The organism is Streptosporangium sp. NPDC003464, from assembly GCF_053588315.1.
Genome location: NZ_JBSFPS010000270.1, coordinates 1 through 13,396 on the forward strand (window position 1 = coordinate 1; position 13,396 = coordinate 13,396).

Below are 13,396 nucleotides of genomic sequence, written 5' to 3' on the forward strand. Positions count from 1 at the left end.
GAGAGCGCCGCCGCCGGCCCCCTCGCCGAGCAGCAGGCAGACGGTCGGGGCGTCGAGCACCATCAGGTCGGCCACCGACCGGGCGATCTCGGCGGGGCCCGGGCCGCTCCGGGCCGTCCGGTCCGGGCGGCCCGCGTCGCGGCGGACCTGACGCCCCCGGCGGCGGACCGTTCCGGCCCGCCGCCGGGGGCGTCAGGAGCCCAGGACCTCCTTGCGCAGGTGGGTCTTGAGGATCTTGCCGCCGGGGTTGCGGGGGAGTTCGCTCTCGCGGACCCAGAACCGGACCGGGACCTTGAAGGCCGCGATCCGCTCGCGCAGGAAGGCCTGCAGCTCCTCGGCGCTCGCCGGGGACGCCAGCCGTACCACCGCGCCGACCTCCTCGCCCAGCTCGTCGTGGGGGATGCCGATCACCGCGACGTCGTCCACCGCCGGATGCTCGAACAGCGCGGCCTCCACCTCGGCGCAGTAGACGTTCTCACCGCCGCGGATGACCATGTCCTTGGCCCGGTCCACGATGAACACGAACCCCTCCTCGTCCACCCGCGCCAGGTCGCCGGTGTGCAGCCAGCCGCCGATGAAGGTCTCGGCGGTGGCCTCGGGGCGGTTCCAGTAGCCGAGGATCACGTTCGGGCCGCGCAGGCAGAGCTCGCCGACCTCGCCGACCGGCAGCTCGTCGCCGAGCGGGTCGGCGATCCTCACCTCGACCACGGGCACCGGCAGGCCGATGCTGTCGGGCTTGGCGAGGTAGTCCACGCCGGCGTTGTTGATGGTCAGCGCGGTGGTCTCGGTCAGGCCGTACCCGTTGGAGGGGGAGCGGCTGGGCAGCAGCTCGGTGATGCGCTCCAGCAGCTTGGGCGGGGCCGGGGCGCCGCCGTACCCGAGGGAGTTGAGGCTGGAGATGTCGAACTTGCCCAGGTCGGGGTGGGACAGCAGCTGCCACACGTTGGTGGGCACGCCGCTGAACGTGGTGACCCGCTCCCGCTCGATCAGCTCCAGGGCCCGTCCGGCGTCCCACTTGTACATCAGCACCAGGCCGCTGCCGGTGAACATGGTGGTGGTCATCACGGCGAAGCAGCCGGTGACGTGGAAGAGCGGCACGGTGAGCAGGGTGACGCGGCGCCTGCCGGCCGACTCCGCCGGGTCCTGGCCCGCCCGCACCACGCTGCGCAGCAGGCTGTAGGCGACGGTCATGGGGGACTGGCCGAGGTTGCGGTGGCTGCCGAGGGCGCCCTTGGGGCGGCCGGTGGTGCCCGAGGTGTAGAAGATCGTGGCCGGGTCCTCCGGGGAGAGCTCGACCGGCGGCAGCGTCACGCCGGCCTCCACCGGGCCCAGCACGTCCTCGAACGCGCGGGCGCCCTCGGGCACCTCGCCCCGGGCCACGATCAGGGACTGTGCCAGGCCGGCGAGCTTGGCGGCGCGCTCGCCGTCGGCGATCAGCACCTTCGCCCCGGAGTCCGACAGCCCGTACTCCAGCTCCTGCGCGGTCCACCAGGCGTTGAGCGGCACGGCCACCGCCCCGGCGGCCAGCGCGGCGGAGAAGGCGATCACCCACTCCGGGTAGTTGCGCATGGCGATGGCGACCCGGTCGCCCTTGACCACGCCGTACTCCTCCACCAGGCGCCGTGCCAGTGTCGCCGCCCGCCGGAAGTGCTCCTCGTAGGTGATGTGCTCGTCCTCGTAGGCCAGGAAGACCTTGTCGCCGTGGAACCGGCTCGTCTCGAGGAGCGCGCGGAAGTGACCCGGAGCGTGCTTCCACGTCCGGACGGTGCCGCCGTGACCGGCGACCTCCTCCATCTCGAAAAGCTGTCCTGGACCGGTGAGCTGGGCCTGGACCTGGTCGTGGGTGACAGTCATGCGTTCGTACTCCCCGGGTGTGGAGGGACCGGAAACGTCACGATACCGACCGGTAGGTACGTGCAACAGTGCCGAAATATCGCCGCCCTCAGCCCCGCATGATCATGCATGTAGATATATGGGTTTTTGGGTGCTTATCGCATGTTTGGCGGGCAGTGTGCCTCTGGGGCGGCCGGAGCAGACACTTGCATGACAATCCCCAGGAGTGCATACTCTCTCTAGTAAGTTCATGAGTGAAAATGAATGACTATGCAACCTAGGGGGACGGATGAGAGCGGCGATCGCCGGTGCCAGCGGCTATGCCGGGGGCGAGCTGCTGCGCCTGCTGCTGTCGCACCCCCAGATCGAGATCGGCGCGCTGACCGCGGGTTCCAACGCCGGCGCCGCGCTCGGCGCCCACCAGCCGCACCTGACCCCGCTGGCCGACCGGATCCTGCTGGACACCACGGCCGACACCCTCGGCGGCCATGACCTCGTCTTCCTCGCCCTCCCGCACGGCCAGTCCGCGGCCGTCGCCGAGCAGTTCGGCGAGGACACCCTCGTCGTCGACTGCGGCGCCGACTTCCGGCTCACCGACCCCGCGGCCTGGGAGCTCTTCTACGGCGGCGTCCACGCGGGCGCCTGGCCCTACGGCCTGCCCGAGCTGCCCGGCCAGCGTGACAGGCTCCGCGCCACCAGGAGGATCGCCGTCCCCGGCTGCTACCCCACGGCCGTCACCCTGGCCCTGTTCCCCGCCTTCGCCGCGGGCCTGGCCGGACCTGACGTGGTCGTGGTGGCCGCCACCGGCACCAGCGGAGCGGGCAGGTCGCTCAAGCCCCACCTGCTGGGCAGCGAGGTGATGGGCTCGGTCAGCGCCTACGGCGTCGGCGGCGTCCACCGGCACACCCCGGAGATGGAGCAGAACCTCTCCCCGCTGGCGGGCGAGCCGGTGAAGGTCTCCTTCACCCCCATGCTGGCCCCGATGAGCCGCGGCATCCTCGCCACCTGCACGGTCCCGGCCAGGCCCGGCGTCACCGCCCAGGTCCTGCGCGAGGCGTACGAGGCCGCGAGCAAGGACGAGCCGTTCCTGCGGCTGCTCCCGGAGGGGCAGTGGCCCGCGACCTCGATGACCCTCGGCGCCAACGTCGCCGCCCTCCAGGTGACCCTGGACGAGCGCGCCGGACGCATCGTCGCCGTCATCGCCATCGACAACCTGACCAAGGGCACCGCGGGAGGCGCGATCCAGAGCGCCAACCTCGCCCTCGGCCTGCCAGAAGAGCTCGGCCTGCCTCTCAACGGAGTTGCCCCATGAGTGTGACCGCCCCCCTCGGCTTCCGGGCAGCGGGTGTCGCCGCCGGAATCAAGTCCGGTGACGCCCGCGACCTCGCGCTCGTCGTCAACGACGGCCCGTCGCGCGCGGCGGCAGGCGTCTTCACCGGCAACCGCGTCAAGGCCGCGCCGGTGCTCTGGTCCCAGCAGGTGCTGGCCGGGGGCCGGGTCCACGCGGTCGTCCTCAACTCCGGCGGCGCCAACGCCTGCACCGGCCCGCTCGGCTTCCAGGACACCCACGCCACCGCCGAGAAGGTCGCCGAGGCGCTGAAGGAGTCGGCCAGCGAGATCGCGGTCTGCTCCACCGGTCTGATCGGCGAGCGGCTGCCGATGGAGGCGCTGCTGGACGGGGTGGACCTCGCGGTCTCCCAGATCAGCAGGGACGGCGGCCTGGCCGCCGCCGACGCCATCCGCACCACCGACACCGTCTCCAAGATCTCCTTCAGGCGGGGCGAGGGCGGCTACATGGTCGGCGGCATGGCCAAGGGGGCGGGCATGCTCGCCCCCGCCCTGGCCACCATGCTCTGCGTGATCACCACCGACGCCGACGTGCCCGCCGACCAGCTCGACGCGGTGCTCCGCGGGGCGACCCGCGTCACCTTCGACCGGCTCGACGCCGACGGCTGCATGTCCACCAACGACACCGTCCTGCTGCTGGCCAGCGGCGCCTCCGGCGTCACCCCGGACCTCGGCGAGTTCGAGCAGGTGGTCCGCTCCGTCTGCGCCGACCTCGCCCGCCAGCTCCTGGTGGACGCCGAGGGCGCCACCAAGGCCATCGCCATCGAGGTGGTCGGCGCCGCGTCGGAGGACGACGCGGTGCTCGTCGGCCGCACCGTCTCACGCTCCAACCTCCTCAAGTGCGCCATCCACGGGGAGGACCCCAACTGGGGACGGGTGCTGTCGGCGGTCGGCACCACCGACGCCGTCTTCGAGGCCGACCGGCTCAACGTGGCCATCAACGGCATCTGGATCTGCCGGGGCGGCGCCGCCGGGGACGACCGGTCCAAGGTGGACCTGCGCCCCCGCGACGTGACGATCACCATCGACCTGTCGGCCGGCCCCCACTCGGCGACGGTCCACACCACCGACCTCACCGCGGCCTACGTCCACGAGAACTCGGCGTACTCCTCATGAGGACCGACGACGCCCTGGCCAAGGCGCACACGCTGATCGAGGCGCTGCCCTGGCTCGCCCGCTTCAACGGCGCGACCGTCGTCATCAAATACGGCGGCAACGCGATGACCGAGGAGCACCTGCGGGAGAAGTTCGCCGCCGACGTCGTCTTCCTGCGCTACGCCGGGCTCAAGCCGGTGATCGTGCACGGCGGCGGGCCGCAGATCAACGCCCAGCTCGACAGGCTCGGCATCGAGTCCACCTTCACCGCCGGGCTCCGGGTCACCACCCCCGAGGCCATGCAGGTCGTCAGGATGGTCCTGGTCGGCCAGGTCAACCGCGACGTGGTCGGCCTGATCAACCGGCACGGACCGTTCGCCATCGGCATGTCGGGCGAGGACGCCCACCTGTTCACCGCCGTCCGCAAGCACGCCGTCGTCGACGGCGCCCAGGTGGACATCGGCCAGGTCGGGGACATCGTCAACGTCGAGGCCGGAGCCGTGCAGGCGCTGCTGGACGACGGGCGGATCCCGGTGATCTCCTCCATCGCACGCGGCGACGACGGCACCGTCTACAACGTCAACGCCGACACCGCCGCCGCCGCGCTCGCGGTGGCGCTCCAGGCGACCAAGCTCATCGTCCTGACCGACGTCGAGGGCCTCTACCGCGACTGGCGCCCCGACGCCGGGGACGGCGGCAACGAGGTCATCAGGCAGCTGTCGGCCACCGAGCTCGGCACGCTCCTGCCCGGCCTGTCCAGCGGCATGGTGCCCAAGATGGAGGCGTGCCTGACCGCCGTCCAGGGCGGCGTGCCCCAGGCGCACGTGCTCGACGGCCGGGTGCCCCACTCGGTGCTGCTGGAGATCTTCACCGACGAGGGCATCGGAACCATGGTGCTGCCGGACGCCGCCAGGACCCCGGCCGTGCCGAGCCTGGTCAGCCGGCGGCTGACCGCCACCATCAAGCTGAACGGGAGCGACAAGTGAGCCCGCACGAGCGTCACGCCACAGACGCGCTCAGCAAGCGCTTCGAGGCCGCCTTCATGCCGAACTACGGCGTGCCGCCCGTGGCGCTGGCGCGTGGCGAGGGATCGAAGGTCTGGGACGTCGACGGCCGCGAATACCTCGACCTGATCGGCGGCATCGCCGTCAGCTCGCTCGGCCACGCCCATCCGGCGCTGGTGGAGGCCGTCTCCGGCCAGGTCGCCACGCTCGCCCACACCAGCAACCTGTTCCTGCACGAGCCGGAGGTCCTGCTCGCCGAACGCCTGCTCGGCCTGCTCGGCGCCCCGGCCAGGGTCTTCCTCACCAACTCGGGCACCGAGGCCAACGAGGCCGCGCTCAAGCTGGCCATCAAACACGGCAAGGCACAGGGCCGCCCCTACTTCGTGGCCGCCGAGAACGCCTTCCACGGCCGGACCCTCGGCGCGCTCTCGCTGACCGGCAAGCCGTCGATCCGCGACCAGTTCGGCCCGTTCCCGGTCGACGTCCGGTTCGTCCCCTACGGTGACGCCGACGCGCTGAAGAACGCCGTCACCCAGGAGTGCGCCGCGCTCTTCCTCGAGCCCACCCAGGGCGAGGCCGGAGTCGTCCCCCCGCCCGACGGCTACCTCAAGGCCGCCAGGGAGGTCTGCGACGCGACCGGCGCCCTGCTGGTCGCCGACGAGATCCAGTCCGCGATCGGCCGCACCGGGCACTGGTTCGCCCACCAGCACGACGGCGTCCTGCCCGACGTGCTGACCCTGGCCAAGGGGCTCGGCGGCGGCATGCCGATCGGCGCCTGCATCGGCTTCGGCCCGGCCGGCACGATCTTCGCCAAGGGCGACCACGGCTCCACCTTCGGGGGGAACCCCGTCTCGGCCGCCGCCGCGCTCGCCGTACTCGACACGATCGACAAGGACGGCCTGCTGGAGCACGTCCGCACGGTCGGCGCGCAGCTCGCCGAGGGCATCGCCGCGATCGACCACCCGCTGCTGGCGGGCGTCCGCGGCCGGGGCCTGTGGCTGGCCGCGGTGCTGACCGCCGACCGCTCCGCGCAGGTCCAGGCGGCGGCCCAGGAGGCCGGATTCCTGGTCAACGCCCTGCAGCCCAACGCGGTACGGCTCGCGCCCCCGCTGGTGATCACCTCCGAGCAGATCGCCGCCTTCGTGGCCGCGCTCCCCGCAATCCTTGACGAGGCCGCCGATGACTGACAACCGCACCGGTTCCACGCCGGCCAGGCACTTCCTGCGCGACGACGACCTGTCGCCCGCCGAGCAGGCCGAGGTGCTCGACCTGGCCCAGGCCATGAAGAAGGACCGCTACGGCTACCGGCCGTTCGAGGGCCCGCAGACCGTCGCGGTGCTCTTCGACAAGCCGTCCACCCGGACCCGGATCTCCTTCGCCGTCGGCATCGGCGAGCTCGGCGGCCTCCCCCTGATCATCGACGCCGGATCCTCACAGATGGGCCGGGGCGAGTCGATCGAGGACACCGCCCGGGTCCTGGAGCGCCAGGTCGGCGCCATCGTGTGGCGCACCTCGGGACAGGAGAGGATCGAGGCCATGGCCTCAGCGTCCTCGGTGCCCGTCGTGAACGCCCTCACCGACGAGTTCCACCCCTGCCAGATCCTCGCCGACCTGCAGACCGTCAGGGAGCACCTCGGCAGGACCGCCGGGCTCACCCTGACCTACCTCGGAGACGGCGCCAACAACATGGCCCACTCCTACCTGCTGGGCGGGGCCCTGGCCGGCATGCACGTGCGGATCGCCTCCCCGGCCGGATACCAGCCGGACCCGGAGATCCTGCGGCGGGCCGGCGAGCTCGCCGCCGGGACCGGCGGATCGGTCGCCGTGCTGCCCGACGCGGGCGTGGCCGCCGACGGCGCCGACGTGATCGCCACCGACACCTGGGTCTCGATGGGCCAGGACGGCAAGGAGCAGCGGGTCGCCGACCTGGCGCCCTTCCAGGTCGACGCCGAGCTGATGGGCCGGGCGGCCCCCGGCGCGATCGTGCTGCACTGCCTGCCCGCCTACCGGGACCTGGAGATCGCCGCCGACGTCCTCGACGGACCGCAGAGCGTCGTGTGGGACCAGGCGGAGAACCGGCTGCACGCGCAGAAGGCCCTGCTGCACTGGCTGGTCTCGGCGACCCGGCGTGCGGCGGGCGCGGGCGGGCATGACACCCTTGGCACGAGGCCCGAGAACGGGGCCGTCCGATGATTCCCATGACCAAGGTCGCCCGCCAGGCGCGGATCGCCGAGCTGCTGGAGCGGCAGCCGGTCCGCTCCCAGCCCGACCTGGCCAAGCTCCTGCTGGAGAGCGGGGTGGAGGTCACCCAGGCCACCCTCTCCCGGGATCTGGACGAGCTCGGCGCGCTCAAGCTGCGCGCGGAGGACGGCTCCCTGGTCTACGCCCTGCCGGGCGAGGGCGGCGGCCGGATCCCGCTGGCCAGGCTCGGCTCCGGCGAGTCGCCGGCCGCCCGGCTGAGCCGGCTCGCCGAGGAACTGCTCGTCTCGGCCGAGGCGTCCGCCAACCTGGTGATCGTCCGCACCCCGCCGGGGGCCGCGCAGTTCCTCGCCTCCGCCATCGACCACGCCGGCTGGAAGTCCATCCTCGGCACGGTGGCCGGAGACGACACGATCCTCGTCATCAGCCGGGATCCGACGGGCGGGGAAGCGGTCGCCGAGGCCCTGCTCCGGCACGCCGACCGACGTACCTAGCCCGCTCCGGCGGGCCGCCCCAGCAGCTCCACCCACCACCTGTGACGAAAAGACTTTGGGAGAACTGATCATGACTGACCGGGTCGTACTCGCCTTCTCCGGCGGCCTCGACACATCTGTTGCCATCCCCTTCCTCGCCGAGAAGACCGGCGCCGAGGTCATCGCCGTGGCCGTCGACGTCGGCCAGGGCGGCGAGGACATGGAGGTCATCCGGAAGCGGGCCATCGACTGCGGCGCCGTGGAGTCCGTCGTCGTGGACGCCCGCGAGGAGTTCGCCGCCGACTTCTGCGTGCCCGCCCTGCAGGCCAACGCCCTCTACATGGACCGCTACCCGCTGGTCTCCGCGCTGTCGCGGCCGCTGATCGTCAAGCACCTGGCCGCCGCGGCCAAGGAGTTCGGCGGCACCCACGTCTCGCACGGCTGCACCGGCAAGGGCAACGACCAGGTCCGCTTCGAGGCCGGCCTGGCCGCGCTCTTCCCCGAGCTCAAGGTCATCGCCCCGGCCCGTGACTACGCGTGGACCCGGGACAAGGCGATCGCCTACGCCGAGGAGAAGAACCTGCCGATCGAGACCACCAAGAAGAACCCCTTCTCGATCGACCAGAACATCTGGGGCCGCGCCGTCGAGACCGGCTTCCTGGAGGACGTCTGGAACGGCCCCACCGAGGACGTCTACTCCTACACCGCCGACCCGGCCCAGCCGCGCGAGGCCGACGAGGTCATCATCAGCTTCGTCAAGGGCGTCCCGGTGGCGCTCGACGGGCGGCACCTGACCCCGTTCCAGATCATCGCCGAGCTCAACCAGCGCGCCGGCGCCCAGGGCGTGGGCCGGCTCGACATGGTCGAGGACCGGCTCGTCGGCATCAAGTCCCGCGAGGTCTACGAGGCGCCCGGCGCCATCGCGCTGATCACCGCGCACATGGAGCTGGAGAACGTCACCGTCGAGCGGGACCTCGCCCGGTTCAAGCGGTCGGTCGACCAGCGCTGGGGCGAGCTCGTCTACGACGGCCTCTGGTTCTCCCCGCTCAAGAAGGCCCTGGACGTCTTCATCGCCGAGGCCCAGCAGCACGTCACCGGCGAGATCCGGATGACCCTGCACGGCGGCCGGGCCACGGTCACCGGCCGGCGCTCCGAGGCCTCGCTGTACGACTTCAACCTCGCCACCTACGACACCGGCGACACCTTCGACCAGTCGCTGGCCAAGGGCTTCGTCGAGCTGTGGAGCCTGCCCTCGAAGATCGCGGCCGCCCGGGACGCCCGACTGGCCTGATTGGGCTATGGTCGCGGATTGAACTGGGAGGAGAACAACGGTGACTGATGGTGGTAAGCCGATGCGGCTGTGGGGCGGCCGGTTCGAGGGGGGGCCGGCCGACGCGCTGACCAGGCTCTCGGTGAGCGTGCACTTCGACTGGCGGCTCGTGCCGTACGACCTGCTGGCCTCGCGCGCGCACGCCCGGGTGCTGCACCGCGCCGGGCTGCTCACCGAGGAGGAGCTGGGGCGCATGATCGGCGCCCTGGACGACCTGGAGCAGGCGTGCAAGGCGGGTGAGTTCCGGCCCACGGTGGCCGACGAGGACGTCCACACCGCCCTGGAGCGCGGCCTGCTGGAGCGCCTCGGCACGCTCGGCGGCAAGCTCCGCGCCGGCCGCAGCCGCAACGACCAGGTGGCCACCGACCTCCGCCTCTACCTCCGCGACCATGTCCGGCACATCGTGTCCCGGCTCGTCGAGCTGGAGACCGCGCTGATGAGCCAGGCCGAGGAGCACGCCGAGACGGCCGCCCCCGGCATGACCCACCTGCAGCACGCCCAGCCGGTCTCCTTCGGCCACCAGCTCCTGGCCCACGTGCACGCGTTCGCCCGCGACATCGAGCGGCTGCGCGACTGGGACCGGCGGGCGGCGGTCTCCCCGCTCGGCTCCGGCGCGCTGGCCGGATCGTCGCTGCCGCTGGACCCGCAGGCCGTGGCAAGGGAGCTCGGGTTCGACTCCGCCGCGCCCAACTCGATGGACGCGGTCGCCGACCGCGACTTCGCCGCGGAGTTCCTGTTCGACGCGGCGATGATCGGCATGCACCTGTCGCGGCTGGGCGAGGAGATCGTCCTGTGGGCCTCGCAGGAGTTCCGCTGGATCGAGATGGACGACGCCTACTCCACCGGCTCGTCGATCATGCCGCAGAAGAAGAACCCGGACGTCGCCGAGCTCGCCCGGGGCAAGAGCGGCCGTCTCATCGGCAACCTCATGTCGCTGCTGACGACGCTCAAGGGCCTGCCGCTGACCTACAACCGTGACCTGCAGGAGGACAAGGAGCCGGTGTTCGACTCGGTCGACACCCTGCTGCTGGTCCTGCCGGCCGTGGCCGGCCTGGTCGCCACCATGCGCGTCAACACCGCCAAGCTGGAGTCCTCGGCGCCCGACGGGTTCGCACTGGCCACCGACCTGGCCGAGCTGCTGGTCCGCCGGGGTGTCCCGTTCCGCGAGGCGCACGAGGCCGTCGGCCACCTGGTGGTCTGGTGCCAGGTCAACGACAAGGACTTCGACGAGCTCACCGACGAGGAGCTGGCCAAGGTCTCGCCGCACTTCACGCCCGACTCGCGCGAGGTCCTGTCGGTGCCGGGCGCGCTGGCGGCCCGCAAGGCGCACGGCGGCACGGCCCCCGACCGGGTCCGCGACCAGCTCACCGAGCTGCGCGAGGTCGTCGACGCCCAGGCGGCCTGGGCGAGCGGCAACTGATGCCGGCCGACGGACCCGGCGAGCCGGTGCTCGCCGGATCCGTGCCCCTGACCCGGGAGTTCTTCGACCGGCCCGGCCACGAGGTCGCCCCGGACCTGCTGGGGCGGGTGATCGTGCACGGGCCGGTCTCGGTCCGGCTCACCGAGGTCGAGGCCTACGGCACCCCCGGGGAGGACCCCGCCTCCCACACCTACCGGGGCCGGACACCGCGCAACGCGGTGATGTTCGGGCCGCCGGGGCACCTGTACGTCTACTTCACCTACGGCATGCACTACTGCGCCAACATCGTCTGCCTCCCCGAAGGGGTGGGCTCGGGCGTGCTGCTACGGGCCGGTGAGGTGGTCGCCGGCGCCGAGGTGGCCCGGGCGCGCCGGACGGCGGGCGCGAGCCGCACCGTCACCGCGCGCGACCTCGCCCGCGGGCCCGCCCGCCTGGCGGTGGCACTCGGCTTCACCCGGCAGGACGACGGGCTCGACGTCTGCCCGCCAGGTCCGGTGAACGTGCTCCGGGGCGATCCCCCCGGAGAGGGGGAGATCAGGTCGGGGCCGCGCACCGGGGTCTCGTCCGCCCGGGAGACCCCCTGGCGCTTCTGGGTCGACGGCGACTCCACGGTCTCGCCCTACCGGGCGCATGTCCCGCGCCGCCGCTAGCCGCACCGGCCCGCCTGTCGACTCGGGTGGGCGGCGGCCGGTCCCCGCCGGAGGCCGCGGCCCCGGGGACGCGCCCGTTCTCCGGCCACGGGCGATTCCGAGTGGCGCGGCGGTGCCGCCATCGGGCAGGCTGTACAGAGCGGTAAATGTCCCTTCGACTGGAAAGCAAGGATCGTGACCGACATCCTCGATGAGCTCGAATGGCGCGACGTCATCGCGCAGACCACCGATGCCGACGCGCTGCGCACGGCACTCGCCGAGGGGCCGATCACGGTTTATGCGGGCTTCGACCCGACCGCTCCGTCGCTGCACGCCGGAAACCTGGCCACGCTGCTGATCCTCACCCGCTTCCAGCGGGCCGGCCACCGCCCGATCGGCCTGGTCGGCGGTGCCACCGGCCTCATCGGCGACCCCAGCGGCCGCAGCACCGAGCGCTCGCTGAACTCCTCCGAGGTCGTCGCGGAATGGGTCGCGAGGATCCGCGTCCAGGTGGAGAAGTTCCTCTCCTTCGACGACGGGCCCACCGGCGCGACCCTGGTCAGCAACCTCGACTGGACCGCGGAGATGTCGGCGATCGACTTCCTCCGTGACGTCGGCAAGCACTTCCCGGTCAACCGCATGCTCGCCCGGGAGTCGGTGTCGGCGCGGCTGGGCGGCGACGGGCTCAGCTACACCGAGTTCAGCTACCAGATCCTGCAGGCGAACGACTACCTGGAGCTCTACCGCCGGCACGGCTGCACGCTCCAGCTCGGCGGCAGCGACCAGTGGGGCAACATCACCGCCGGGGTCGACCTGATCCGCCGGGTGGAGGGCGCGCACGCCCACGCCCTGACCGGCAAGCTGATCACCAAGGCGGACGGCACCAAGTTCGGCAAGACCGCCGGCGGCGCCATCTGGCTCGACCCGGCGCTGACCTCGCCGTACGCCTTCTACCAATACTGGCTGAACGCCGACGACCGGGATGTCGTCCGCTTCCTGAAGGTGTTCACCTTCCGCACCCACGACGAGATCGCCGAGCTGGAGAAGGCGGTCGCCGACCGGCCCGCGGCCCGTGAGGCGCAGCGGACGCTGGCCGAGGACGTCACCACCCTCGTCCACGGAGCCGACGAGCTGGCACGGGTGGTGGCGGCGTCGCGGGCGCTGTTCGGCCAGGGCTCGCTGGAGGAGCTCGACGCGCGGACGCTCGGCTCGGCGCTGGCCGAGGTGCCGCGGGCCGAGGTGCCCGCGCTGGGATCCTCGTTCGTCGACCTGCTGGCCGAGAGCGGGCTGGTGGAGTCGAAGTCCGCCGCTCGCCGGGCGGTCAAGGAGGGCGGCGCCTACCTCAACAACGTGAAGATCACCGATGAGGCCTACGTGCCGTCGGCCGGCGACCTGCTGCACGGCCGCTTCCTGGTGCTGCGCCGCGGCAAGCGCTCCATCGGAGGCGTCGAGGTCACCGCCTGACGTTCTCCGTACGGCTGCCGCCCTGACGCTCAGGGTCCGCGCATCCGACGGCCCTGACGCTTACGGTCCGCGCATCCGACGGCCCTGAAACTCACGGTCCGCGCACTCGACGGCCCTGACCCCGCATGACACTGACGCCCCGGCTCCGGCCGGGGCGTCAGTCGTTGGGCGGGAGGTCAGCCGTCTGGATTTGACGATGCTCCGGAGGCGGCCTAATGTTCTCAATGCCCCGGGAGCGAGCCGGACGCCGGATCGGCGGACGGGCCCCAGGGCCGACCCCCACTGAACGGACCTTCCCCTTCGGTGTCTGCGCATATCACCTGGAAAACCAGATGATTTGACGCGGCCTGGATGACTAGGTAAGTTCAGAGGGTTGCCTCGGAGACGGGGCACGCAAAACTTTAGTCAAGCTGGACCGGCTCGTTGCAAGTAGCTCAAAATGAGCGGTTTGACACGAAAAGGCCGGGCAAGCTAAGATCGAAATACCGAATGGAACGCCCCCGAAGCCGGGCCGGATGGCCTGGACGACGGAGAACGCGTCCGTTTCTTGAGAACTCAACAGTGTGTTAAAAGCCAGTGCATGAAGCACAACCCCGTCCCAC

General features: G+C 71.7%; 11 protein-coding genes. 10 read left to right on the forward strand and 1 reads right to left on the reverse strand.

All coding sequences use genetic code 11. From position 1 onward, the window contains the following. Positions 1 to 192: 192 nt before the first annotated feature. Positions 193 to 1,854, reverse strand: a complete 1,662-nt coding sequence (locus ACWDS7_RS39370) for a class I adenylate-forming enzyme family protein (RefSeq protein WP_306868752.1) — start codon at positions 1,852 to 1,854, stop codon at positions 193 to 195. Between the two features lie 268 nt (positions 1,855 to 2,122). Here ACWDS7_RS39370 and argC point away from each other — a divergent pair, with 268 nt between their 5' ends. The 10 genes from argC (at position 2,123) to tyrS (ending at position 12,794) form a co-directional block, all read left to right on the forward strand. Then, complete coding sequence (gene argC, locus ACWDS7_RS39375; RefSeq protein ID WP_451933415.1) at positions 2,123 to 3,145, forward strand: N-acetyl-gamma-glutamyl-phosphate reductase; 1,023 nt, start codon at positions 2,123 to 2,125, stop codon at positions 3,143 to 3,145. Further along, on the forward strand, positions 3,142 to 4,296 hold the full coding sequence (gene argJ / locus ACWDS7_RS39380) for a bifunctional glutamate N-acetyltransferase/amino-acid acetyltransferase ArgJ (protein WP_451933416.1): 1,155 nt from the start codon (positions 3,142 to 3,144) through the stop codon (positions 4,294 to 4,296). The genes argC and argJ overlap by 4 nt, the downstream gene beginning before the upstream one ends. Beyond that, positions 4,293 to 5,261, forward strand: a complete 969-nt coding sequence (gene argB / locus ACWDS7_RS39385; protein ID WP_451933417.1) for an acetylglutamate kinase — start codon at positions 4,293 to 4,295, stop codon at positions 5,259 to 5,261. The genes argJ and argB overlap by 4 nt, the downstream gene beginning before the upstream one ends. A gap of 56 nt (positions 5,262 to 5,317) precedes the next feature. Continuing rightward, positions 5,318 to 6,466: an acetylornithine transaminase gene (locus ACWDS7_RS39390; RefSeq protein WP_451933421.1), complete on the forward strand. Its 1,149-nt coding sequence runs from the start codon at positions 5,318 to 5,320 to the stop codon at positions 6,464 to 6,466. Further along, the gene (gene argF, locus ACWDS7_RS39395; RefSeq protein ID WP_451933418.1) at positions 6,459 to 7,472 is read left to right on the forward strand and encodes an ornithine carbamoyltransferase; all 1,014 of its coding nucleotides are present in this window, start codon (positions 6,459 to 6,461) and stop codon (positions 7,470 to 7,472) included. The genes ACWDS7_RS39390 and argF overlap by 8 nt, the downstream gene beginning before the upstream one ends. Beyond that, positions 7,469 to 7,972: an arginine repressor gene (locus ACWDS7_RS39400; RefSeq protein ID WP_451933419.1), complete on the forward strand. Its 504-nt coding sequence runs from the start codon at positions 7,469 to 7,471 to the stop codon at positions 7,970 to 7,972. Before argF ends, ACWDS7_RS39400 begins: the two co-directional genes overlap by 4 nt. A 70-nt stretch (positions 7,973 to 8,042) precedes the next feature. Further along, entirely contained in the window at positions 8,043 to 9,242 is a 1,200-nt protein-coding gene (locus tag ACWDS7_RS39405) for an argininosuccinate synthase (protein WP_306868761.1), read from the forward strand. Between the two features lie 40 nt (positions 9,243 to 9,282). Further along, positions 9,283 to 10,701 carry an argininosuccinate lyase gene (gene argH / locus ACWDS7_RS39410; protein WP_306868763.1) on the forward strand — a complete coding sequence of 473 codons (1,419 nt, stop codon included), beginning with the start codon at positions 9,283 to 9,285 and terminating at the stop codon, positions 10,699 to 10,701. Further along, positions 10,701 to 11,351 (forward strand): DNA-3-methyladenine glycosylase, encoded by a 651-nt coding sequence (locus tag ACWDS7_RS39415; protein ID WP_451933420.1) that lies wholly within the window; start codon positions 10,701 to 10,703, stop codon positions 11,349 to 11,351. Before argH ends, ACWDS7_RS39415 begins: the two co-directional genes overlap by 1 nt. Before the next feature lie 174 nt (positions 11,352 to 11,525). After that, complete coding sequence (gene tyrS / locus ACWDS7_RS39420; RefSeq protein WP_306868768.1) at positions 11,526 to 12,794, forward strand: tyrosine--tRNA ligase; 1,269 nt, start codon at positions 11,526 to 11,528, stop codon at positions 12,792 to 12,794. Positions 12,795 to 13,396 lie beyond the last annotated feature (602 nt).